The 21,837-nt window shown below is 68.5% G+C and carries 22 protein-coding genes and 1 pseudogene; 12 read left to right on the forward strand and 11 right to left on the reverse strand.

All coding sequences use genetic code 11. The features are described from left to right. A partial coding sequence (locus tag AB0J58_RS40315) for a cytochrome P450 (RefSeq protein ID WP_364226001.1) occupies window positions 1-291 on the forward strand: 291 nt, incomplete at its 5' end. Between the two features lie 276 nt (window positions 292-567). Here the strand turns inward: AB0J58_RS40315 and AB0J58_RS40320 are convergent. Beyond that, window positions 568-1,554, reverse strand: coding sequence for an AraC family transcriptional regulator (locus AB0J58_RS40320; RefSeq protein WP_364226004.1), 987 nt, complete (start codon window positions 1,552-1,554; stop codon window positions 568-570). A gap of 130 nt (window positions 1,555-1,684) precedes the next feature. Between AB0J58_RS40320 and AB0J58_RS40325 the strand changes: the two genes are divergently transcribed. After that, entirely contained in the window at window positions 1,685-3,439 is a 1,755-nt protein-coding gene (locus AB0J58_RS40325; protein WP_364226007.1) for an NmrA family NAD(P)-binding protein, read from the forward strand. A gap of 67 nt (window positions 3,440-3,506) precedes the next feature. Then, entirely contained in the window at window positions 3,507-3,809 is a 303-nt protein-coding gene (locus AB0J58_RS40330) for a hypothetical protein (RefSeq protein ID WP_364226010.1), read from the forward strand. Here AB0J58_RS40330 and AB0J58_RS40335 read toward each other — a convergent pair. Next, window positions 3,749-4,564 (reverse strand): SDR family NAD(P)-dependent oxidoreductase, encoded by an 816-nt coding sequence (locus tag AB0J58_RS40335; RefSeq protein ID WP_364226013.1) that lies wholly within the window; start codon window positions 4,562-4,564, stop codon window positions 3,749-3,751. The two genes, AB0J58_RS40330 and AB0J58_RS40335, sit on opposite strands and share 61 nt — an antisense overlap. Window positions 4,565-4,679: 115 nt before the next feature. Between AB0J58_RS40335 and AB0J58_RS40340 the strand changes: the two genes are divergently transcribed. Beyond that, complete coding sequence (locus tag AB0J58_RS40340; RefSeq protein ID WP_364226016.1) at window positions 4,680-5,282, forward strand: TetR/AcrR family transcriptional regulator; 603 nt, start codon at window positions 4,680-4,682, stop codon at window positions 5,280-5,282. 332 nt (window positions 5,283-5,614) lie between these two features. Further along, on the forward strand, window positions 5,615-6,385 hold the full coding sequence (locus AB0J58_RS40345) for a hypothetical protein (RefSeq protein WP_364226019.1): 771 nt from the start codon (window positions 5,615-5,617) through the stop codon (window positions 6,383-6,385). Between the two features lie 201 nt (window positions 6,386-6,586). Here the strand turns inward: AB0J58_RS40345 and AB0J58_RS40350 are convergent, their stop codons facing one another. After that, window positions 6,587-7,822, reverse strand: a complete 1,236-nt coding sequence (locus tag AB0J58_RS40350; protein ID WP_364226021.1) for an epoxide hydrolase — start codon at window positions 7,820-7,822, stop codon at window positions 6,587-6,589. Between the two features lie 383 nt (window positions 7,823-8,205). Further along, a complete protein-coding gene (locus AB0J58_RS40355) occupies window positions 8,206-9,591 on the reverse strand; it encodes a HAMP domain-containing sensor histidine kinase (protein WP_364226024.1) in 1,386 nt (461 codons plus the stop codon). Between the two features lie 438 nt (window positions 9,592-10,029). On the opposite strand from AB0J58_RS40355, the gene AB0J58_RS40360 reads away from it, so the two are divergent. Then, window positions 10,030-10,413 carry a VOC family protein gene (locus AB0J58_RS40360; protein WP_364226027.1) on the forward strand — a complete coding sequence of 128 codons (384 nt, stop codon included), beginning with the start codon at window positions 10,030-10,032 and terminating at the stop codon, window positions 10,411-10,413. A gap of 86 nt (window positions 10,414-10,499) precedes the next feature. Here the strand turns inward: AB0J58_RS40360 and AB0J58_RS40365 are convergent, their stop codons facing one another. Further along, window positions 10,500-10,844 (reverse strand): hypothetical protein, encoded by a 345-nt coding sequence (locus tag AB0J58_RS40365; RefSeq protein ID WP_364226030.1) that lies wholly within the window; start codon window positions 10,842-10,844, stop codon window positions 10,500-10,502. On the opposite strand from AB0J58_RS40365, the gene AB0J58_RS40370 reads away from it, so the two are divergent. From AB0J58_RS40370 to AB0J58_RS40385, 4 genes are all read left to right on the forward strand, one after another. After that, a complete protein-coding gene (locus tag AB0J58_RS40370; protein WP_364226033.1) occupies window positions 10,843-11,988 on the forward strand; it encodes an FAD-dependent oxidoreductase in 1,146 nt (381 codons plus the stop codon). The two genes, AB0J58_RS40365 and AB0J58_RS40370, sit on opposite strands and share 2 nt — an antisense overlap. A gap of 590 nt (window positions 11,989-12,578) precedes the next feature. Further along, a complete protein-coding gene (locus AB0J58_RS40375; RefSeq protein WP_364226036.1) occupies window positions 12,579-13,736 on the forward strand; it encodes an erythromycin esterase family protein in 1,158 nt (385 codons plus the stop codon). 1,005 nt (window positions 13,737-14,741) lie between these two features. Beyond that, window positions 14,742-15,410, forward strand: coding sequence for a HEAT repeat domain-containing protein (locus tag AB0J58_RS40380; protein WP_364226039.1), 669 nt, complete (start codon window positions 14,742-14,744; stop codon window positions 15,408-15,410). Between the two features lie 6 nt (window positions 15,411-15,416). Next, window positions 15,417-16,421 (forward strand): MerR family transcriptional regulator, encoded by a 1,005-nt coding sequence (locus tag AB0J58_RS40385; protein ID WP_364226042.1) that lies wholly within the window; start codon window positions 15,417-15,419, stop codon window positions 16,419-16,421. Window positions 16,422-16,553: 132 nt separating this feature from the next. Here the strand turns inward: AB0J58_RS40385 and AB0J58_RS40390 are convergent, their stop codons facing one another. After that, a complete protein-coding gene (locus tag AB0J58_RS40390; protein WP_364226045.1) occupies window positions 16,554-16,997 on the reverse strand; it encodes a hypothetical protein in 444 nt (147 codons plus the stop codon). A gap of 92 nt (window positions 16,998-17,089) precedes the next feature. Between AB0J58_RS40390 and AB0J58_RS40395 the strand changes: the two genes are divergently transcribed. Next, complete coding sequence (locus tag AB0J58_RS40395; RefSeq protein ID WP_364226048.1) at window positions 17,090-17,455, forward strand: MerR family transcriptional regulator; 366 nt, start codon at window positions 17,090-17,092, stop codon at window positions 17,453-17,455. A gap of 458 nt (window positions 17,456-17,913) precedes the next feature. Here AB0J58_RS40395 and AB0J58_RS40400 read toward each other — a convergent pair whose 3' ends face one another. Further along, window positions 17,914-18,852, reverse strand: coding sequence for an aminoglycoside phosphotransferase family protein (locus AB0J58_RS40400; RefSeq protein ID WP_364226051.1), 939 nt, complete (start codon window positions 18,850-18,852; stop codon window positions 17,914-17,916). Window positions 18,853-19,132: 280 nt separating this feature from the next. On the opposite strand from AB0J58_RS40400, the gene AB0J58_RS40405 reads away from it, so the two are divergent. Then, window positions 19,133-19,648, forward strand: coding sequence for a hypothetical protein (locus tag AB0J58_RS40405; RefSeq protein WP_364226054.1), 516 nt, complete (start codon window positions 19,133-19,135; stop codon window positions 19,646-19,648). Window positions 19,649-19,791: 143 nt separating this feature from the next. On the opposite strand, the gene AB0J58_RS40410 is transcribed toward AB0J58_RS40405, so the two are convergent. The 4 genes and pseudogenes from AB0J58_RS40410 to AB0J58_RS40425 all read right to left on the reverse strand — a co-directional run. After that, the gene (locus tag AB0J58_RS40410) at window positions 19,792-20,802 is read right to left on the reverse strand and encodes an ABC transporter ATP-binding protein (protein ID WP_364226055.1); all 1,011 of its coding nucleotides are present in this window, start codon (window positions 20,800-20,802) and stop codon (window positions 19,792-19,794) included. Window positions 20,803-20,968: 166 nt separating this feature from the next. Continuing rightward, window positions 20,969-21,205 (reverse strand): pentapeptide repeat-containing protein, encoded by a 237-nt coding sequence (locus tag AB0J58_RS40415; protein ID WP_364226061.1) that lies wholly within the window; start codon window positions 21,203-21,205, stop codon window positions 20,969-20,971. Further along, complete coding sequence (locus tag AB0J58_RS40420) at window positions 21,120-21,428, reverse strand: pentapeptide repeat-containing protein (RefSeq protein ID WP_364226058.1); 309 nt, start codon at window positions 21,426-21,428, stop codon at window positions 21,120-21,122. The genes AB0J58_RS40415 and AB0J58_RS40420 overlap by 86 nt, the downstream gene beginning before the upstream one ends. A gap of 221 nt (window positions 21,429-21,649) precedes the next feature. Continuing rightward, window positions 21,650-21,837 (reverse strand): annotated as a pseudogene (locus tag AB0J58_RS40425) (ISL3 family transposase); the annotation flags it as partial.

Consider the following 21,837-nt stretch of genomic DNA (forward strand, 5'->3'; position numbering starts at 1 on the left):
TCGACGGTGATCCTGTCGTACAACACCGCCAACCGCGACCCCGAGCGCTTCGCCGACCCCCACAGGCTCGACCTTGGCAGGCAGGACGGCGGACACCTGGCCTTCGGCTACGGCATCCACCAGTGCCTGGGCCAGCAACTGGCCCGCGTCGAGATGCGGGTCGCGCTCCCCGCGCTGCTCGACCGCTTCCCCATGCTGCGCCTGGCCGTACCGGCCGAAGAGGTCGCCCTGCGCCCGGAGACCGCGGACATCTACGGGGTGAAGAGCCTCCCGGTCACCTGGGACGCGTAACCACTGATCCGGCCGGACCGCTGTGGCTGTTCGCCTGGCACCCGACCGAAGCCGCAAAGCCGGACGCCTCACCGCCTACGCATCACACGCGCGCTGCTGAAAGGTGCAGAACCCGCTCGGCGGCAGCACACCGGGATACGGTCCAGGCAATGCCGGAAATATGCCCGAACCTCTAGGTCCGCCGAACCGCCTTTGGTCCCTTACGCCGACAGCACAAGCACTTCGGACATCCGTGCAGGCTACGGGGGTCGAGGAGGAACGGAGCGAAAACCGGCGCTAGGCCATTACGTCGAGTTCACCGCTCTGGGTTTCCGCTCGGCTCTGTCGTCGGTACTTGCCGGGTGCGATGCCGTACTCCCGCTTGAAGGCGGTGGCGAAGGCGAACTCCGAGGTGTAGCCGATCCGGGGGGCCACCTCGCCGAGCGGGGCGTCGGACTCGCGGAGAAGCCGGGCTGCGGTGGTCATACGCCACCAGGTCAGATAGGTGAGGGGCGGCTGGCCGATCAGGGTGGTGAAGCGCCGGGAGAAAGCCGCCCTGGACAGTCCCGCCCGGGTGCCGAGTGTCTCAACCGTCCAGGGGAGTGCGGGGTCACGGTGCAGGGCGTGCAGTGCGGCGCTGATCGCCGGATCGCCCAGTGCCGCGGCCCAGCCGGCGGCCGTGCCGCGTTCGGACTGTTCGTCGAACCAGGCGCGCAGGATGTAGAGCAGCAGCATGTCGAGCAGGGCGGGCACGACGGTGTCGGCGCCGAGGCGGGGGTTGTCGAGTTCGCCGCCGAGGAGGTCGACGGCGGCGCGCAGCTCGGGGCGGTGCCCGAGGCGGGCGGGCAGGTGGACGATCTCGGGCAGGTCGGCCAGGAGCGGATGGGCTCGGCTGGGGTCGAGCCGGTATCCACCGCAGAGGGTCACGGTGACCGCCTGCGAACCCTCCTGCCCGGTCTTCCCCACGATCGCGGAGGCATAGCGGTCTTCGAATCGAGGGTCGTTCAGTGGGTCGCAGAGGGGTTCGGTCAACGGGGTGCCGGGGCTGTCGGCCAGCGCGTAGCCGCTTCCGTGGGGCAGGAACACCACATCGCCGACGTTCAGTGCGATGGGGGCGCCGCCGTCCGGGGGGATCAGTCGGCACGATCCCTGCAGGACCACCTGAAAGCCGGCGGAGCCGCGCACCGTGGGGAACCGCTGCCCCCAGGGGGCGTACCACTGGACGCGCGCCGAGCGAGGTTCCCCGGCGCGCGTCGCGGCGATCACATCGCTGAGTACATCCACAGGGAGAGTCTATCTTGACGACACTAAGAAGACGTACACGTATAAATATTAGATTTTCACACATTGGACATCTCTTACCATCCCCATACGGTTGAGTGCACACGAAGTGATCAACCGTTGGGAGTCTTTCATGCCGGGGCAACGCAGGATTCTGGTGACCGGGGCGACCGGCACGGTCGGCCGGCAGGTCGTCGCGCAATTGCTGGAGGCGGGGGCCGGGGTTCGCGCGCTGGCCCGCGATCCCGAAGCGGCCTGCCTGCCGGACGGCGTCGAGGTCGTGCGTGGCGACCTGGCCGATCCGGACACCTTGCACGCGCCCCTGGACGGGGTCGAGGCCGTGTTTCTCCTCTGGCCGTTCGCTACGGCCGAAAGCATGCCCGCGGTTCTGGACGTGGTCGCCAGGCATGCCCGCCGCGTCGTCTACCTGTCTTCGGCGGCCGTACGCGGCTACGAACAACGGATCGAGCAGCTGGTCGAGCGGTCCGGGCTGGAATGGACGTTCCTTCGGCCGCACGCCTTCGCGGCCAACGCCCTGCGGTGGGCCGGGCAGATCCGCGCCGAGGCAGTCGCGCGCGGGCCTTACGGCACGGCCGCCATGCCCCCGCTGCACGAGCGGGACCTCGCGGCGGTCGCGGTGCGCACACTCGTCGACGACGGGCACAACGGCGCGATCTACGAGCTGACCGGGCCCGAGATACTGACCCAGGCCGAACAGGCGAGCATCATCGGGGAGGTGATCGGCCGCCCGGTGCACTGGGAGGAGACCTCGCCGCAGGTCGCGCGGCAGCAGATGCTCACCCAGGGCTGGCCCTCCGCGGCCGTGGACGGGATCCTCCAGGCCCAGGCCGAGATGGTGACCGCGCCGAGAGCGGCCACGACCACGGTGGCAGAGGTCACCGGAGCCCCGGCCCGCACGTTCCGCACCTGGGTGACCGACCACGCGGGCGAGTTCCGCGACACCATGAAGGCCGCCCGCATCCATGAGTACGGCGATGCCTCCGTCATCCGATACGAAGAAGTACCGCGGCCCGCCGCCGGGCCGGGCGAGGTCCTGATCCGGGTCGCTGCCACCTCGTTCAATCCTTCGGAAACGGCGCTGCGGTCCGGGGTACTACGAGCCGCGCTGCCGGTGGACCTGCCCTGCGTCCTCGGCTGGGACGTCTCCGGCACGATCGCCGAGGTCGGCGACGACGTGGAGGGCTTGGCCGTGGGCGACCGGGTCATCGGCCGTCTCGACGCGGGCGGCGCCGCGGCCGAGTACGTCGCCGCCCCGGCCGGCGTGCTGACCAAGGCGCCTGCCACCGTCCCCCTCGCCGACGCGGCCGCGATCCCCGTCGCCGCGCTCACCGCCTGGCAGGTGCTGTTCGAGCACGCCCACATCACCGCGGGCCAGCGCGTGCTCATCAACGGCGCCGGTGGCGGTGTGGGAATGTTCGCCGTCCAGCTCGCCAGGCACGCCGGTGCGACAGTGGCCGCCACGGCCAGCGGCCGCAGCGCCGCGACGGTCCGCAGGTACGGTGCCGACCAGATCATCGACTACACGACCACCGCTCTCGCGGATGCGCTGGACGGCCCGGTCGATGCGGTCGTCAACCTCGCTCCGGTCTCCCCCGAGGCCGCGGTGATCCTGGTCTCCCTCCTGCGGCCGGGCGGCGTCATCGCCTCCGTCGCCACCCCCGTCGAGCTCCCCGCCGACGCCGATGTCACCGCCCTACACATGGTCGCCCGCAACGACGCCAAGCAACTGAGCGAGATCGTCGAACTCCTCGACGCCGGCGCGCTCATCGTCGACGTCGCCGAATCCCACCCGCTGTCCAACCTCGCGCTGGTCCACCGCAGGAGCGAGGCGGGCCGGACCCACGGCAAGATCATCATCTTGCCGTGAACGCAGGTATCCCGGACCCGGGTGCCGCGGCGTCGGTAGCGCGCGGCCAGGGCGCGACGGGGAGGCCGTGGCCCGCCGGGTGCACGACGTCGCCACCAGGCGCCAGCACACCGAGTTCGGGCTGGCGGACCTCAAAGATTTCGGCCTGCCGCATCTGGATGAGGTGATGCCGTCGGCGATGGGGCGGTACAGCCCCGCACGCCAGGGCCTGGGCGTCCTGGACGAGCGGGGAAGAAGTCACGGCCCTGACCGGGATGCGCAGGTCACGGCGGTGATCCTCGCCGTCACGACGCTCGTCCCGCACGAACGTCATCCGGGCGCCTTGCGGCTGAGGTGCTCCCAGGCGCGGTACTCCGCCGTACGGGCCTGAAGGTCCTGCCGCACGACGTCGTAGGACGCGCCACCGACGATGAGGCGCCGAGGCGGCTCAGGCAGGTCGACCAGTTCCATGATCACGGGAGCGGCGGTGTCCGGGGCGGGGCCGGCGTCGTCGCCCCACATCTCGATCAGCTTGTCGCGTAGTTCCTGGTAGCGCGGGTCGGGTGTCGTCATCGTGGTGCCCGTGGTGAACAGGCCGGTGTCGTAGCCGCCCATCTGGACGATGGTGAGCTTGACGCCGAACTGCTCGGCTTCCATGGCCACGGCCTCGGAGACCGAGTCGAGTGCCGATTTGCCGGCCGCGTACAGGCCGACCATCGGGAAGCCGCCGCCGGTGCCCATCGTGGTGACCTGCAGGATGTGGCCGGATCCCTGGGCGCGCAGGTGCGGGAGCACGGCCTGGGTGACCCAGATCGCGCCGAAGAGGTTGACGTCGAAGTGGGCCCTGATCTGTTCCTCCGTCGCCTCCTCCACCATGCCCAGCAGCAGGCCGCCGGCGTTGTTGAGCACGATGTCGAGCCTGCCGAAGGCCGCCGCCGCCCGGCCGACGGCCTCGAACACGGCCGCGCGGTCGGTGACGTCGAGCGGCAGCCGTACCAGGTGGCCGGGATATCGCCGGGCGAGGTCTGCGAGCGGCTCGATGTTCCGCGCGGCCCCGACGACCCGGTCTCCCGCCCGCAGCGCCGCCTCCGCGAACGCCCGGCCCAGACCTCGCGACGCGCCCGTGATGAACCACACCCGGCTCATGGGCTCCACCTCCTCCTGCTTCTGGTTCTCTGTAGCGAGACAAGACGGTACGTCTCGTCGAAATGCGATGTCAAGACGGAACGTATCGTCTTGTTAGTGTGGTACGCTCCGGGACATGGCCAAGCAGCCCAATCCCGCCCGCCGCAACGAGCGTTCCCGGCAGGCCATCCTCACCGCCGCCCGCGACCTGGTCCCCAAGGTGGGATACGCCAAGCTGACCATCGAGGCCATCGCGGCCCGGGCCGGCGTCGGGAAACAGACCATCTACCGCTGGTGGCCCTCCAAGGGCGCAGTGATCTTCGATGCCTTCCTCGCGCTCAGCGAGGCCGGCCCGGAGCAGGGCATCGCGTTGCCCGACACCGGCGACCTGGAGGCCGACCTCAAGATGGTGATGCGGGCAACGGCGGCCGAGTTCGCCGACCCTGCGTTCGAGGCGCCGATCCGCGCGCTCAACATCGAGATGATCAACGATCCCGGCCTGGCCGCCCAGTATCGCGAGAAGCTGGCCGATCCGGTGAACGAGGCGAAAAAGGCGCGGCTGCGCAGCGCGCAGCGGGCCGGGCAACTCGCCGCGGACGCCGACCTCGACCTGGCGCTGGAGCTGCTGTACGCGCCCCTCTACCAGCGATGGCTGCTCCGCTCCGGCCCGCTCACCCCGGAATACGCCGACACCCTCGTCGAGGTCTTCCTCAAAGCCATGCGCCCGGAACCCGCGTAGCGACGAACGGCAGGCATCAACCCCTCGGGAGTTCAAGCACGAAGGGCTGGTCCGGTCCGGTGCCGGCGTACAGCCCGGCGATGGCGCGGAAGCCGTAGCCGGCGTGGCAGGCGGCTTCCAGGCGACGCAGGACGATGAGCGGTTCCCATGGGCGATTCCTCAGTCAGCACGAAATACGGCATGCCTCTCATGTGTGGAGCGGCCCCATCATTACGCGCCAACTCAAAGAAGTTCAGCGGTGCGGAGGCGCAGGCTCCATCTCAGCGGCCGACGCCCCGGCCCTCTTGACGAACCCGCTCCGGAATGACGGGCCTGGCCTATATGGTCCCGGCATGAGATCCGCTTCTGCGAACATTTCGGGCCCGTGGCGAGAACAGCTGACCGGCGCCTTTGAGATCCTGCTCGGCCGTCCGCTGGCGAGTTTCGATACCGACGCCGTCTATGCGACGTTCTTCGGCGGCAACCTCATCAACGAGCTCGGCTTTGCGCAGGACACCGCCTGGGTGAACCCGGCCGCCCTCCACGGCACCGAGCCGGTCGTCTGGGACTGCCCGATCTTCGACCTGGAGGAGCCGCTGCTGGAGTTCGACGCGAGCCGGTCGGTCTTCGAGTTCGACAAGGCCGGGCTGCCGCCGGAGTTCGAGGCGGATCTCGTGGCGGCGTGCTTCGCGGGCCGGCTCGTCCTGGGCTGCGACCTGGCTCCCCTGCTGGCACGGTACGACCTCGCCGCGTCCGACCTGCGCGGCACCTGGACCGTCTGCCACCCGCGGCTGGTCTCGGACGGCACGCTCTTCGACGCGATGCGGGTCGCCACCGCGCTCGGCACGGGCCCCGAAAGCCTCCTTACCCTCGAGGCGGAGGCGGCCGAGGAGTGGCAGACGGCGCTGGCCGACCTCACGCCGCCCGAGCTGTTCGCCCACCTGAGCTTCTTCTGCACCGAAGGCGAGGAGGGGCTGATGTACCTGCGAAACGAGCGGTCGGGCGGCGACCTGCTCGCCGACGAGGGCTGCACGCTGATCGCCAACTGGGAGGAGGGCCAGGGCCAGGTCGAGTTCGCGGTCGTCCAGGCCGGCGAGCTCGTGGCAGGGCCGCGCGCGTCCTGAGAATCGAGGACCGGCCCGCCCAACGGAACAGCCGTGACGATGAGCATGACAGGGGCTCCCGGGAGGGTGGTGGCGAGCGGGGTTCCGCGGGGAGGCCGGCTCAGGCGGACGGCGCGGCGGACGCTGCGGGCTTGTCGGCCGACGCGCACGCCCCCGCCAGGCACCGTTCACCTGCCCCGTCGCAAGACGATCCAGGGTCGTTCAGGGCCTGCGGCCGTGAAAGGTGCGGCGCAGGTCGCTCACCCAGGCGTCGGGGTTCTCCCAGGGGATGAAGTGGCCGCCGTGGTCGTGGGCGTTGACGTTGACGTGGTTGAACCAATCGGCCTGCGGGCCGGTCTTGAACGCCCGGACGCGCTCGTCGGCGGTGCGGATGCCGGGCGGATTCTCGTACGTGACGAAGGTGAGGCCGACCGGGGCCTGCACGACCGGGGTGCGGTCGTGGGCGGGGACCCAGGGGTGGCGGTTGGCGTTGGCGTAGTAACGCATGGATGTGGCGATGGAGTTGTTCACCCAGTAGATCGTGGCGTGGGTGAGCAGGTCGTCCTTGGTGAAGACGGACTCGACGTCGCCGCCGTTGTCGCTCCAGGCGTTCCAGCGCTCCAGCAGCCAGGCGAGCAGTCCGGCGGGTGAATCGCTCAGCCCGTGAGCCAGGGTGGCGCCGTCGAGCATGTGCACGGCGAGGTGGGCCGCCGAGCGGTGGTCCAGCTCGACGATCCGGGCGCGGACGTCGGCGGGCTGGTCGTCGGTGAGGGGCCGATTCCGGGCGAAGTCCCAGGCCCTGGGGCCGGTGAAGAAGTCGAGCGGCAGCCCGGAGCCGATGTGGATGCCGTACAACTCGTCGGCGTACTTGTGGCCGAGCTGACTGGACACGATCCCGCCGATGTCGCAGCCCCCGGCGGCGTACTTCTCGTACCCCAGGGTCTCGGTCATCAGGGTGTGCCAGAGGTCGGAGACCTTCCAGAAGTTGACGTCCGAAAAGCCGGTGAGCGGGCCGGGGAAACCGAAGCCGGGCAGGGACGGCACGATGACGTCGAACGCGTCGGCGGGGTCACCGCCGAACGCGGCCGGGTCGGCGAGCGGATCGATCACCTTCGACCAGTGCCAGAACGTCCACGGCCAGCCATGGGTGAGGATCAACGGGATCGGGCGAGGGCCGCGGCCGGGCTTGTGCATGAAGTGCACTGGGATACCGGCGACGCTCACCTGGTAGTGCTCGTAGGCGTTGATGGCGGCCTCGGCCTTGCGCCAGTCGTAGCCGTCCCGCCAGTAGGCGACCAGCTCACGGAGATAGCTGTCCGGGACACCGTAGGACCAGTCCCCATTCCCCTCGTCCAGCGGCGGACGGGTCAATGTGAGACGGGCGCGCAGGTCATCGAGGACCTCGTCGGACACATGGATCGGGGCGGGCGCCAGGGGGAAGACGTGCGGGGTGGTCATGGCGTGCTCCCTTTACCGGGTAGGGGGAAGCGGTGTCGTCGGCTTGCTGGCTGGTCGGGCGGCGAGCCGGGCCATTCTAAGGAATGCGGGCAGCGACGCGGTGAGCGCCGGCCGGCCAGGCGACCGATGCGCCAACCAGGGTCGGTGTGGACCGAACCGCCCCGGCCCGTGAACGTCGGCGCCGAACCGGTCGGGCACGTCCGCCTGGGGTACGCGCGCTTCGACCGCCCGGCAGTCCTTTCGTCGAGGTCGTGAACTCGATCTGGCTGGGTTTGTGCCCACCGCAGTAAATCGGCTGCTTGCTACAGCAAGGCAGGTTTCCGGCATACCTTGGCATACCAGCCCCCTTTACCGAGAGCGTTGCCAGCCGCCGGTTCCCGAGGTCACACCTCCGTCGGCAGATGCGCCTGATCCGCGGGGGATGCGGCATGGCCGGGCAGGCGCAGCACGAACCGCGCGCCGCGGGGGCTGTCTTCGATGGTGAGGGTGCCGCCGTGGGTTTCGGCGATCTGCCGGGCGATCGGCAGGCCGAGCCCGGTACCGCCGGCGTCCCTGCTGCGGGAGGCCTCCAAGCGGGCGAACCGCTGGAAGATGACCTCCTGCTGGTCGGGGGCGACGCCCTCGCCGTCGTCGCACACCTCCAGCACCGCCGTGCCCGCCTTCAGGGTGAGGGTGATGGCGATGGTGGAGTCGGCGTGGCGTTCGGCGTTGTCCAGCAGGTTGTTCAGCAGCCGGGCCAGGCCGATCCGTTCCCCTTTGATCATCATGCCGGGGGTGAGGCGGCGGATCACCGTGACCCGGCGGGGGCGCCGGTCCAGCTCGGCCGCCACCAGGCCGGTCAGGTCGATGGGATCGTGTCGGCCGCTGATGCCCGCGTCCAGCCGGGCGATCTGCAACAGGTCGGTGACCAGGTCCTGAAGCCGTTCCACACTGTCCAGCAGCGCGTTCGCCGTTCGCGGCCAGTCGGTCTCCCGCGGATAGGCGAGCGCCTCGTCGATCTGCAGGCGCATCGCGGCCAGCGGGCTGCGCAGATCGTGGGAGGCGTCCGAGGCGAACCGCAGCTGCTGCTCGACCGCCGACTGTGCCCGGTCCAGGGTCTTGTTCGCGATCTCGGCGAGGTCGCGCAGCTCGTCCTGGTACTTCGGTACCGGCACCCGGTGGCCGAGATCGCTCGCGGTGATCTGGGCGAGGTTGCCGCTGATCGCACGCACCGGCTCCAGGGTCTTGCCCACGGTCCGGTAGGTGCCCGCCGTGGTCGCCCCGACCAGCAGGAGCCAGCCGGCGGCGAGCGGGATCAGCAGCCGGGGGCCCACGTACCAGGGAACGTCGGCGACGGCCATGTTGAGCGACCAGACCCCGTCGGCCCTGTGTAGGGGGTAGGAGATCACGATCTTGCACTGGCCGGGGAACGCGCGCAGGTCACACAACCGCGCGATCGTGTAAGCATCGACATCGGGGCGAAGGTTGGCTATTGACGGCTCACGCGCCGAAAAGCCCGGGGTGGCGGCGGCCGGCGTGCCGGCCGGGTCGAACACCTGAACCGCCTCGTTGTGCCCGTCCGACAGCAGGCGGGGGGATACGCCGCTGTGGCGTATCTTCTTGGCCATCTCCACGGCGTGGGTGGTGAGCCATTTCGTCCGGTCCTCGACGGTGGCCTCCCGTACCGCCACCAGGGCGAACACCGCGACAACGGTACAGATCAGCGCCATGACGGCTCCGGCCACCACGGTCAAGCGGATCCTGATGGAGCACCGATGCCACGCGCTCACCTTGATCCTCCCTTCACGGGCAAACGCACCCCCCTATGGCGACTCCTTACCGGTCCCAGGAAGACTCACGACCAAAACCACGTAAACGTCAGCTGGAACGCGCGGAATGCCCATGTCATGGTGAAAGAGGCAAGCGGCGGCCACTGTCGCCACCACGCTGACCGGACGGGCGGTGACCGGCTGGGAGCCCGGCACCCGGAGTCGCTCGATCGTTGTGGGCTCGGCGGTGGCGGTGCAGCACTGCGACAGGTCGCCGACCGGCCCGTCGGCATCTGCACGGGTGCCTCAGAACCGGCACCCTCCACGAGGAGACCACCGCTTGACCACACCACAACGAAACCATTGCCTGACACCTTGGGACGCCTTTGCAACTCGGCGCAGCTTCGGGAGAACCCGGCCTTCCCCGTTGATCATCCTGATCTACGTATAGTGACGGCCATGGCATGCCGAATCAGTGAACTAGTCATCGACGCCGCGGACCCCGGCCGGTTGGCCGCATTCTGGAGTGACGTCCTCGGCTACGTCGAACTCGAGCGGGAGGCCGACGGCAGCATCGAGATCGGTCCGCCCGACGCCGGTTTCGGCGGCCCACAGCCCACCCTCGTCTTCAGCCCGACCAATGCCCCCCGGACGGGAGGGCTTCGGCTGCACATCGATGTCAACGCCACCGACCGCGACCAGGATGCCGAGCTGGAACGACTGCTCGCTCTCGGCGCCAGGCCCGTCGACATCGGCCAGACCGGCACCGAAAGCTGGCACGTCCTGGCCGACCCCGAGGGCAACGAGTTCTGCCTTCTGCGCGCCCGGCTCAAGCCCCTGTGACGATCGCACCCGTCCCGCTCACCGGCATGCTTCACATCGAGACCGCGGGCTGAGCTCGGCTACCGCTTCTCGGGTCTTGGGCTGGGTCAGCGAGCCTGCTGGTGCCAGCGGTGCAGCAGGGCAGGGAGCTCGCCGAGCAGGAATTCGTAGAAGGCGTGCATCTGTGCCAGGCGCTGACGGGCGGGATCGCCCTCGTCAGTGGCGGCGATCCCGGCGACCGCGGCCTGGAGCATGGCCTGAATGACGGTGTTCTGACTGGTGAACAGGGTGGCCCAGGCGTCGTCGCGGAGCCGGTAGTGCTCGCGCCGGCTACCGGGCGATGGCAGGCGTTCGATCAGTCCGACCGTCGCCAGGGATTTGATCGCGCCCGAGACCGAAGAACAGCGGCTGCTCGACCAGCTCTCCCACTGAAGGAAGCACCACCTCACCATGCGCGCCATCATCATCGGAGCCGGCATCGCCGGCCTGGCCACCGCCCTGCGCCTGCACCAGATCGGCTGGGACACCCTCATCGTCGAACGCGCGCCAGAACGCCGCGGCGGCGGCTACGCGGTCACCTTCGGCGGCATCGGCTACGACGCCGCAGAACGCATGGACCTCCTGCCCGACCTGCGAGCCAATGCCTTCGACACTCAAGAGCTCGTCTACCACAAGAGCGATGGCTCCCGCCGCTTCGCCCTCGACCGCGCCACCATCGCCGCCACCACCGGGCCGCGCTCGATCACCATCCTGCGCGGCGACCTCGAAGCCGTCCTGTACGACAAGGTCGAGGGCCACACCGAGATCCGCTTCGGCGCCACCCTCACCGCCATCGACCAGGACGACCATGCCGTCCGCGTCACCCTGAGCGACGACACCATCGAGGAGGCCGACCTGCTGATCGGCGCCGACGGCCTGCACTCGGCCACCCGCGCCCTGCTGTTCGGCCCAGAGGAGGACTTCCTGCTCGACCTGGAGCACAAGGTCGCCGTCTTCATGCTTGACCGGCGCCCCGCGGCCATCGCGCCCGGCGCGACCGGCACCCTGTCATCGCGCGGCCGCACCGCAGCGATCATCAGCGTCGGCGACGGCCGCAACGTCGCCTTCTTCGGCTACCGCGCCGACCACGCCCGCCCTGACGAGGACGTCACCACCCAGCTGGAGCGCGTCTACGGCGACCTCGGCTGGGCCATCCCCGAAGCCCTCGCCGGGCTGGCGCGGGCCGATTCGGTCTACTTCGACACCATCAGCCAGGTCGTGGCATCGCGTTGGAGCAGCGGCCGCGCGGTACTGCTCGGCGATGCCGCCTGGTGCGTCACCCTGTTCGCCGGGTACGGCTCCGCGCTGGCCGTCGGCGGCGCCGACCGGCTCGGCACCGAACTGGCCGCCCACCCCGGCGACATCCCCGCAGCACTGACCGCATGGGAGGCCGCCATCCGTCCCGAAGCCGAACGCAAACAGAAGCTCGGCCGCCGGGTCAAAGGCGTCTACGCCCCCGCCAACCCCGCGCTGCTGTGGCTGAGCCTGCTACCGCTGCGGCTGGCCTCCCTGCCGCCTGTGCGCTGGTATATGACCCGCCGCTTCATCAAGGGCTGAACGTCGTGTGACACCTAGCCGAGCGGGCGGCCAGGTGTCACATTCCAGGCATCGTAGGAGCGCGCCCCAGCCGGGGCGCGAAATGGGCAACGCGGGAGCCCCGGTCATCGAGCTGGCCCGGCTACCTGGCCCTGCCGGCTCAAGCGGTCGCCGTCGGTGGCCTGCTCGTCTACAGCATGATCGCCATCTGGCTGTTCGGCCGCGAGTTCAGCGACCGTAGCGCCAAAGACCTGCTCGCAACGCCGACGTCCAGGGCAGTCTGCGCCTTACCCGAGACGACCATCTCGCCACCTGCGAAGATGACTCTTTCGGCGAACCGCCCTGATGGCGTTGGCTGGGAGCCAGGGGTAGGACCCTGCGAGGCCGGGAAGGTCAGCAGCTCTGCCCCCGCACCGGCAGCGACCCGGATGAAAGCCGCCGACATCGCCCCATTCGGAGTGGCGATCCTGCTCGCCTGGGTGGACGGGCCATGCTCGCGCGCCGGGTTCACTGGCCTCACGGACACATCACCGATTGAAGGTCCGTCGCGATAAGAGCAGGCATTTCCCCGGAAAAGTTTACACCGAATGTTCAACGATACCGTTAAAGGCATGGATATCAAGGACACAGCCCGTCCGCTAAACGGCGCGAGCGTCTCGGCGTTCCTCCGGTCACTGCCCGCCAAGCCCCTGCTGCTCGGCCTGGGCGAGGCCAGGCACTTCGTGGAGGCGCTGGGCGAGTTGCGCAACGAGATCTTCCAGCACCTGGTCGAGCACGAGGGCTACCGGTCGTTCGCCATCGAAAGCGACTGCCTCATGGGACTCGTGGTGGACGACTACATCACAACGGGCGCGGGCACGCTCGACGACGTCATGGAACGCGGCTTCAGCCACAGCTTCGGCGCGTTCCCGGCCAACCGCGAGCTCGTGCGCTGGATGCGCGCGTACAACGAGGAGCATGACGAAAAGCTCCGATTCCACGGCTTCGACGGCCCACTGGAGTATTGGGCCGCAAGCCCACGCCAGGCGCTCACCGGCCTGCACCGCCTCCTCGACGGCCCGCTCCCGTGCACGATGGAAACCCTCGACACGCTACTCGGCCCAGACGACCGGTGGACGAACGAGGCCACGGTCATGGACCCCTCCCAGTCGATCGGTCAGTCCGCCGACGCCCAGCGGCTGCGACTGCTCGCCGACGACCTGGTGGCGCTGCTCGACACGCAGGCGCCGCGGCTGAGCGCGGAGGACAGAGAAAGAGCGGCACTGTACGGACGCACCGCCGTCGGTCTGCTCCGCTACCACCACTGGATGGCCGACACCTCCCCGGCCCGGATAGCCAGACTGTCGGGTCTGCGGGACGCGATGATGGCCGCCAACCTGCGCGCCGTCGCCGAACACGGTCCAGCCCTGGCCTTCGCCCACAACCTCCACCTGCAGCGGAACAAAAGCTTCATGCCACTCGGCGACCAGCAGTTGGAGTGGTGGAGCGCGGGCGCGATCACCGAAACACACCTGGGCGACCGGTACGCCTTCCTGGCCTCGGCCCTCGGCACGGTGGGCGAGCACGCCCCACCCCCGGACACCGTCGAGGGCCTGCTGTCCACATTCCCGTGGAACAACTCCCTCATCGACGCCCGCCGCCTGGCCGAGGCCATCACGAAGCCCGCCTCGCGCATCTCCCATGATTTCGCCTATTTCCCGCTGGACCCGGCCCAGCTCGACATGATCGACGGCATCGTCTTCCTCAAGCAGGCCGTCATACCGGGTTGACACACAGCAGCACCGGCGAAACTCTCAACGGATACGCAGGTCAGAGGTCCCTTGAAAACCTTCGGACACAGCCCGGAAGGTGAGCCGTTGACCTGCCTATCCGTTGGGACCCCAGGAAGCCGAAGCCGCCTTCGAACCCCCGCACTCGCCAGTCCGCCGGAACGGATTCCAGCGCCGGACCACCGGCGGTTGAAAACGCCTCCGACCAGGAGCGACGACCAAGCCATCGGCCGACTCCCCTGACAGAGAAGGCCAGGGTTCGCCGGCGCCAGGGCACGGCCGGTTCCAGCTGGGAGGAGATCTGGAACAGCAGGTCCTCACGACCGTACGGAGCGATGAACTGGACGCCGATCGGCAACCCGTCTCGACCTCGGCGGCGGTGACCACGCTGCGCCGCACTTGCGCGACGTTGACCAGCAGTTGCCCCACCCGTACGCCGGCCGGTGGCCCACAAGGTCACGACCCGTCCCACACGAACAGGCACACGCCACCATCGGTTGTCGGCATCCAGCCCTCAGCAGATCGGTCTGACACCGCAGAGGCTCCTGCGGACCGCACCGATGATCTGATCGCCAGAGGTCGGTGTCCCCCAACCTGGATCTGCCGCCCTGTGTCTGCAGGTGATGAGTCTTTAGTCCGCTGTAAATGATCTTGAAATCAGACGAACGCCTTTACAATGTAGATTTATACGAGATCGCGGCCATAGCGACCAGATCTCCCGAACATCCAGCAGCTGATCCTGTACCGACATGTTGCGCAAGGACATCCGGACCGCGGCCGAGCACACGATCTACCGAAGATCCCCTCGGCCGGGCAAGCCGTCCTGGATCTGATGGCGTGCGCCACTCCCCCGGTCGATGACCTCATCGGCATGGAGCACCACTCGCCCACGCTGCTGTTCAACCTGGCACGCGAGTACCCGGGTGCCTGATGATCTCGCGGCGCGCCCCCGCTTGACCTTGACACGGTGACAAGGTCTTCACTGTTGCCAAGGAGGTGGTCCCGATGACCGCGCAGAAACAGGACACGGATACGATTCGAGCTTTCCAGGGGCTGGAGGACAGCCGCTCGTCAGTGCGGCTGCGGGCGGCGATGGCGGTCGGCACGACCCCTGACCCGCGATTCATCGACAAGCTCATCGAGCGATGCGCGATCGAACCCGAATTCTATGTGCGCGATATGCTGACATGGGCGCTCACCCGCCACTCAGCATCCATGACGGTTCCAGAGCTTCTCAGGGAACTCCGTTCGGAGCGTGCGCAGGCACGAAGCCAGGCGCTGCACACGCTGTCCAAGATCGGGGACCCGCAGGCCTGGCCGGCGATCACACAGGCGCTTCTGTCCGACGCCGACGATGAGGTGGCGCGGAGCGCTTGGCGGGCAGCGGTCGTGCTCGTGCCCGAAGGCGAAGAGTCCGAGCTGGCCGCGGCGTTGTCGAGACAGCTCGGGCGCGGCGAACGTGAGACGCGGCTGAGCCTCAGCCGGGCGCTGGTCGCGCTCGGTGAGGTGATCGTGCCCACGCTGCGCGCCGCGATGACGGATCCCGACCCGCGCGTACGTGCGCATGCGATCGCCACGGAACGGCTGTTGCGCGACCCGGATGCCGGATTCGAGTTCGCGATCGAGGAGGCCAAGCGCGCCGTAGCCCTCGGTGGCACCGGCAAGGAGGAGTGACAGGCAGTGTTGATCGGTGATGTGGCACGACGGTCCGGGGTCAGCGCCCGCATGCTCAGGCACTACGACTCGCTTGGCCTGGTGCGGCCGACGGGTCGTAGCGGCGCCGGCTATCGGGAGTACTCCAGCGAGGACGTTCGGCGGATCTTCCATATCGAGAGCCTGCGGTCCTTGGGGTTGTCGCTGCGTGACGTCAGGCGCGCGCTCGATGACCCCGACTTCACGCCTTCGGAGCTCGTCGACGACCTCATCCGCCGGACGCGAGAGCGCATTGCGGCTGAGACGGAGTTGCTCACGCGACTGCGTCGGATCGACGCCGTGGAACCCGCCGGCTGGGAGGATGTTCTCCAGGTCGTCGCACTCCTGCAGGCGTTGCGCTCAAAGAGCGCCGGTAAGCGCCAGCGCGCGGCCCTGTCCTCGGTCGAAGAGGTTCCGGTGCCGGTGGAAGCACTGGTCGAGGCAGCGCTGAGCGAAACGGACCCGAACGTCGCCGGAGCCCTTCGCTGGGCTTTGGCGCAATCGGGCGGTGAGGGCCTGGCGCTGCTGGCGGAGGGTCTCGGCTCGCCGGTAGCCGAGGTGCGCAAACGTGCCGTCCAGTCCATCGCCGAGATTCCGAACGGTGAGGCGACCACACTGCTGAAGGACGCCCTCGCGAACCCCGACATCGTGGTCCGCAGGTATGCGGCTCTGGCACTCGGAGCGCGTGCAGTGGCCGACGCGATCCCGACGCTCATCGACATCGTCGTCGAGGGGACGAACGACGTCGATGCGGCCGACGCCCTGAGCGCGCTGGCGAGTCGTCCCGCGCTGGCTGAACAGATCGCTACCAGGCTCGTTGATCGTCTCGCCCACGGCAGCGTTGAATCGTCTGCACGCCGACGGCTGACACAGGCGCTCGCGGATATCCCGGGAACCACGGCGTCCCGGGCCCTCGCAGATCTGTCACATGACGAGGACCGCGCCGTTGCGCTTACCGCGACATACATTCTCGGGATACGCGACGTACGATGACGGGTCTTTCCTGGGGTGTGGCGCAGGACGTGCGCGCTGGTGGGGGCGTCGAGACCGGCCGTCTGAGCGATCGCGGCGATGATGCCGCCGGCGGCGCGGGCGGTCAACGGCAGGGCCGATCCCTGTGGGCGATCAGGACAGGCCGGCGGGGAGTGGCTGAGGACGTCGGCTGCGCCACCACGGCACAAGCTGGACGACGCCGAACGCGACCTCGACGATGAGGAACAGCCATAGCAGCCGCGTGGCGCCTTGGGCCAGTGCGTATGCCTGCCATGCCGCGAACAGCGTGCGCGCGGCGCCGTCGAACAGTCCGTGCACCGGCAGTGGCCTGACGATGCGCAGGAGGGCCCAGACGACGACGACCGAGCCCATCAGATTCGCGTACAGGGTCTGCATCGGGTCGAGTGCCGGCAGGGTGCCCAGGCCGAACGCGCCACTCAACGACGACAGCGCACCGTGCAGCAGCGCGTACGTCCACGGCGTGGCGAATCCCGCCGTGACGACGAGGTCGTACCAGGCGCTGGCGCGTACGGCGCGAAGATAGGCGGGGCGGGAAGGGGCGAAACCAGGGATCACGATGAGCCTCCCGCTGTTCTCACGGCAACGACGCCTCACGGTAAAGGGTGGAGTACGCTCCAAGGTCAAGCCCCGGAATCCGACGGAGGGTCATGCGTATCGGAGAACTGGCCGCGCAGGCGGGTATGACCAGGGACACCATCCGGTTCTACGAGAAGGTCGGCCTTGTCACAGGTCGACGGCTGGCCAATGGTTACCGCGACTTTCCTCCCGAGGCGGTGGCCTGGCTGCACTACGTCCGCACGGCGCAGACGCTCGGATTCTCACTGGCGGAGATCGCACGGCATGGCGAGGAGCTGCACGACGCGCCGGACACCGCGAAAGCGTTGTCCGCGTTGTTCGAGGAGAAGATCCAGGTCGTCGACGCGCGCATGGCCGAACTCGCCGCCCTGCGGGCCGAGCTCACCGCGCGCGTCGGCACCGGATGTCCATTGCGGGCGGCCGACCAGGCCGGCTGAGCACCCGGCGGAGTCCGGCGGGTCCGGCTCCACCCGTCGCACCTGCGTCATCGCCCGGTGCGTCCATTCCGGGATCGGCATGCACACCCCGGCGTCGGTGCACGACGACTCCACCGTCGAGGCTCGGGCAGCACATCATCGAGCACGGCTGGGTCGACCGGGTGGCTTCGGCGGTGAGCATGACCGTCGTGGACGCGCGGGCGTACCCGATGTTCGCGGCCCTGTTCGGCTACGACCACATCCCCAGACTCAGCACTCAACGGAGATCCAGTGTGTGACGGATGGTGGTAGAAGATCACCCGTTCTACCGGATCTCCGTTGTCATGTCTTCATCATCTGCGGTCTTGCAATCCCAGCCCTGGCCCTGGCTAACCGGCATTGCCATTAGCCGGGGTGACTCACCGCTCCGGGCAGGGGCGTGGCGCAATGAACCTGGGCATCACCGGTGATCAGGCGGGCTACGGAGTAGGTGCATAACGGCGCAGCAGAGTCATGCCAAGGGCGACCTGGGCGGGTTCCAGCGTGGTCTTGCCGTCCTCGATGTCCCACAACCCGTTCTGCAGGATGCGGCCAAGCGTCCACCCGGTCGCCCGCTGCCGGTCCAGGCCGAGCACCTCGGTGAGGAGGTCGAAGCGGCGGAGGACCGTGCGGGTCACGTCGCCGGTCGCCACCACCGCCTCTTCCCATCGGCTGTCCAGCGCCGGCCACAGGTCGAACCCGGGGTCGCCGGCCAGCGGTTCGGGGTCGATGGCCAGCCATGGTTCCCGTTGCCCGGCGAGGATGTTGTCGTAGTGCAGGTCCCAGTGCAACAGGCGGTCACCGGGTTCGCCGATCAATTCGGCCACGGCGGACGCGCAGGCGCGTACCAGTTGTTGCTCGGCCGGGTCGCGCAACGCCGACACCGCGCGTGGAACCTGGTCCAGCATGGCGGCGGCGATGTCGGCCAGGCGCCGCAGACCAGGTGGGGCGGGCACCGCGACCAGGCGTGCCATCAGTTCGGCGAGGATCCGCATGGCGGCATCGTCGTCAGCCACCGACGACAGCGGCCGGGCTGCGTCCAGTCGTTCCAGCAACATGGTGCCGGTGTCCGGGTCGTGGTCGAGCAGGCGCACCACGCCGTTGCCGTCCCATGCCCGCAGACCAAGCGCGGCGCCGGCGTTGTTTTCGCTTGCCTGCTGGAATTTCAGCACCGCGGGCGCACCATCTGCGCGGATCACCGGCAGCACGAGCGAGGCCTGGCCGTGTTCTGCGGGGCCGTCCGGCCGGAGTGTCCAGTGGTCCAGGAAGCCCGCGGCCAGTCGGGGCAATTCGGCGATCCAGGCACGGCCGGACGCATTGTTCTTGCCGTACGCCGCGGCGAACGCGTCGGGGACGTCGACGGGGATCGGCGTGCTCATGTCGGGTATCTCCTCTGTGGGTTTCGGGGTGTTCGGGATACGAAGGAGGTCCTGGGGGTGCCCGGCTTCTGGGCCCTCCACTCGGGTCGCCGTCACCAGGGGCAAAGTAGCCCAGCGTGACGATGGTGACGTTGTGTAGCCGCGCGCATGGCCGGGTAGGGCAGGGCGAGCTCGGCGGTGAACAGGTGACCCAGGCGGCCGGCCGGCAGGTGCACGGCGCTGGCCAGGTCTGTGAGCCGGACCGGACCGGCAGCAGATCCAGCGCCTGCCGCAGTGCCGGGTGGTACGGGCCTGGGACTGGCGCTGTCCAGCCGCGCACGAGCGCGGCTGGATTCCGGTGCTCACCGGCCGCACCGTCGGCGGCGGCCCCGACCTTCTCTGGCAGCAGGACGTGGGCGGCGGCCACCCAGCCGTCCACCCGGTCATGGTCGCCGCCGACCAGCCTGATCGTCAGGTGCCTGGTGGCGACGCTCACCGGGTCGAGATGGAGCATGGTGGCGATGGCGTCCGGGGTGGCGTGCAGGGCGTGGCGGGTCCGAGTGGGGATGATCGCGGCGCGTACCGGGCGGCGGGTGCCGTACCCATCGCTCGGCTCTACCTGGCCGGTGGCCACGAGCAGGATCTGCACCGCGGCATGGGCGTGCGGGCCAGTGCGGCCCGCGGCGCCGGTGAAGGCGGGCCGTCCGGATTCCAAGGTGGTCGTGCCTCGCCACCCGAGGGTGGCCGGTACGGCCGTGGTGGTCACAGCGCGCCCTCCTGTCCTGGCTGGGGAGCGGCGGGCGCGGTGGCGGGATGACGGTGCTTGGGGTGCTACGGCGAGCCACGGTTGATCGCCTGGCTCCCTTGAGCTCAAGTTCGATTCTCCACACTCGCGTCATCGGTGGGGTGAGGGTTGCAAAACGCCCTCTGGAGCAGTCTGTGCAGGACCTACCGGCTCAGTCATGTGCTGCCGGTGTTAGGGAAGCATTCCAGAAGTCGGCGTAGCGGCCGGCGCGGCGGAGCAGCTCGCCGTGGCGTCCTTCTTCCACGATCCGGCCGCCGTCGAGAAAGGCGATGCGGTCGGCGCGTTGGACGGTTCGCATCCGATGAGCGACCATCACGACCGTCCGGCCCGGCCATCAGGCGTTCGATGCCCTCGTGGACGGCTGTCTCGTTGACCGGGTCCAGTGCGGAGGTGACCTCGTCCAGGAGCACGATAGGCGCGTTCTTCAGCAGAGCCCGCGCGATCGAGACGCGCTGGCGTTCACCTCCCGACAGCAGCGTGCCGCCTTCGCCGACATTTGCCGCCCATCCGCCGGGCAGCCGCTTGATCACCTCGTCCAGCCGCGCGGCGCTCGCAGCCGTCCGCAGCTCGGCCTCGGTGGCCTCGGGGCGGCCCAGCCGTACGTTGTCCTCAATCGTGCCGTCGAAGAGGTAGACGTCCTGGAAGACGATGGCGATCTGCGCCATCAACACCTCGGTGTCGATGGCGCGCACGTCCACCCCTCCTACGCGCACCGCGCCCGCGTCCACGTCGTGGAAACGCGCGAGCAACTGCAGCAGTGTGCTTTTGCCCGCGCCTGAAGGGCCGACCACGGCAAGCCGCTGCCCCTCGGGTACGGACAACGACAGGTCGTCGAACACCGTGCGGTCGCCATGCTGGAAGGCGACGGACTCCACATCCAGGCCATGACCCACCGGCTGGATCGGTTCCGGTGCTTCCGGCAGCGGCTCGGTGCGCAGGACCGCGTCGAGTCTGGCCAGCTCGGAGCGTGCGGCGCGGAGTTTGCCGCCGATGTCGGCCAACGACAGGACCGGATCGGCGCAGCGAGCGGCCAGCACCAGGATTGTCGGCACCTCCGCAACACCGATGCTCCCGCCGAGCGCGAGGTAGGCGCCCAGAACCAGCAACACGGTGAACATCGCCTGCACCACGAGCGTCAAGCCGATCATGCCGGGCAACACCGACATGCCCGACCTCGATGTCCGCGCGGCGGGGACGGGCACGCCCCGCCGGGCGGCGGCGCGGAGCGCTGCCACCTGCTTGACCCTTATAAGAACAATTCGGCAATGCGAGGCGCAAACACTTGTGGCTGGCATGAGGAGATATGTGGTACGCCTGGTCTTTCTACGGCGGTCAGAATTTCGTCGTGGAGTCGGTAATAGCCACGATCCAGATCACAGCCGGCGACATTCCTCTGACGCCAGTAAGATTGGCGCCGCTCAGGTTCGCTTTGAACAAGTCCGCGCCGCTCAGGTTCGCGCCGGTCAGGTCCACATCGGACAGATTAGTGGGCAGGCTCGCACCGGTCAGATTCGTGTATTTTAGGCGCGTGTTGGTCAGATTCGTGCCCTTTAGGTTCGCGTTGGTCAGGCGCGCTGATCAAATTCGTGCCGGTCAGGTGAGTGCCGACCAGATTCGCGCCGGTCAGATTCGTGTATTTCAGGTCCGCACGGGTCAGGTACGCGTAGTCCAGGTCCACCCCAGGGAAACGCGTTTGGGTGAAGTCTGGCGGTTCGTCTACGAAGCTTGTCAGGTTGGAAGCGGAGGTGAGAGCCGCGTGGACATCGGCTGGCAGCCTTACTCTCATGATCATCTTATCCGGCTTTTTGGATATTTCGGTAATGCATTGTTTTGGTGGTGATTTTGGAGTGCAGAGGTCGTTGTTGCGGACGAATGCGGAAAGGACGTTGCGGATTGTGGGGCGGTCGCGAGAGGAGTCGTCGGCGATGCGTTCTAAGGCGTAGATCGCGCCGAGTCGGGGACTGTACGGGTTTTCGGCTCTGTCTCATAATCGGTGGTAGCGCTGGGTAATGGTCACGGGAGGAGGATGTGGTGGCGAAGGAGGTCGAATCCGGCGCGGCCGCGCATCTGTCTCATGATCCTTTTCGTGCGGGTGTTGACGCCCTTGGTCCGGCCGTTGTGGTGGGGCAGGGTGAGAGCGGCATCGACGGCTGCGCGGTCGAGCTCCAGTCCGTTGGCAAAACCGTGCAGGTGAGGTAGGT

The organism is Streptosporangium sp. NPDC049644, from assembly GCF_040675205.1.
Taxonomy (GTDB): Bacteria; Actinomycetota; Actinomycetes; order Streptosporangiales; family Streptosporangiaceae; genus Streptosporangium; species Streptosporangium fukuiense.

Excerpts from the sequence above, each read along its gene's own strand:
- AB0J58_RS40325 (WP_364226007.1), top strand. The coding sequence starts at position 1,685 with ATGCCGGGGCAACGCAGGATTCTGGTGACCGGGGCGACCGGCACGGTC.
- AB0J58_RS40335 (WP_364226013.1), bottom strand. The coding sequence starts at position 4,564 with ATGAGCCGGGTGTGGTTCATCACGGGCGCGTCGCGAGGTCTGGGCCGG.
- AB0J58_RS40340 (WP_364226016.1), top strand. The coding sequence starts at position 4,680 with ATGGCCAAGCAGCCCAATCCCGCCCGCCGCAACGAGCGTTCCCGGCAG.
- AB0J58_RS40345 (WP_364226019.1), top strand. The coding sequence starts at position 5,615 with ATGAGATCCGCTTCTGCGAACATTTCGGGCCCGTGGCGAGAACAGCTG.
- AB0J58_RS40350 (WP_364226021.1), bottom strand. The coding sequence starts at position 7,822 with ATGACCACCCCGCACGTCTTCCCCCTGGCGCCCGCCCCGATCCATGTG.
- AB0J58_RS40360 (WP_364226027.1), top strand. The coding sequence starts at position 10,030 with ATGGCATGCCGAATCAGTGAACTAGTCATCGACGCCGCGGACCCCGGC.
- AB0J58_RS40370 (WP_364226033.1), top strand. The coding sequence starts at position 10,843 with ATGCGCGCCATCATCATCGGAGCCGGCATCGCCGGCCTGGCCACCGCC.
- AB0J58_RS40365 (WP_364226030.1), bottom strand. The coding sequence starts at position 10,844 with ATGGTGAGGTGGTGCTTCCTTCAGTGGGAGAGCTGGTCGAGCAGCCGC.
- AB0J58_RS40375 (WP_364226036.1), top strand. The coding sequence starts at position 12,579 with ATGGATATCAAGGACACAGCCCGTCCGCTAAACGGCGCGAGCGTCTCG.
- AB0J58_RS40380 (WP_364226039.1), top strand. The coding sequence starts at position 14,742 with ATGACCGCGCAGAAACAGGACACGGATACGATTCGAGCTTTCCAGGGG.
- AB0J58_RS40395 (WP_364226048.1), top strand. The coding sequence starts at position 17,090 with ATGCGTATCGGAGAACTGGCCGCGCAGGCGGGTATGACCAGGGACACC.
- AB0J58_RS40400 (WP_364226051.1), bottom strand. The coding sequence starts at position 18,852 with ATGAGCACGCCGATCCCCGTCGACGTCCCCGACGCGTTCGCCGCGGCG.
- AB0J58_RS40410 (WP_364226055.1), bottom strand. The coding sequence starts at position 20,802 with ATGTCGGTGTTGCCCGGCATGATCGGCTTGACGCTCGTGGTGCAGGCG.
- AB0J58_RS40420 (WP_364226058.1), bottom strand. The coding sequence starts at position 21,428 with ATGATCATGAGAGTAAGGCTGCCAGCCGATGTCCACGCGGCTCTCACC.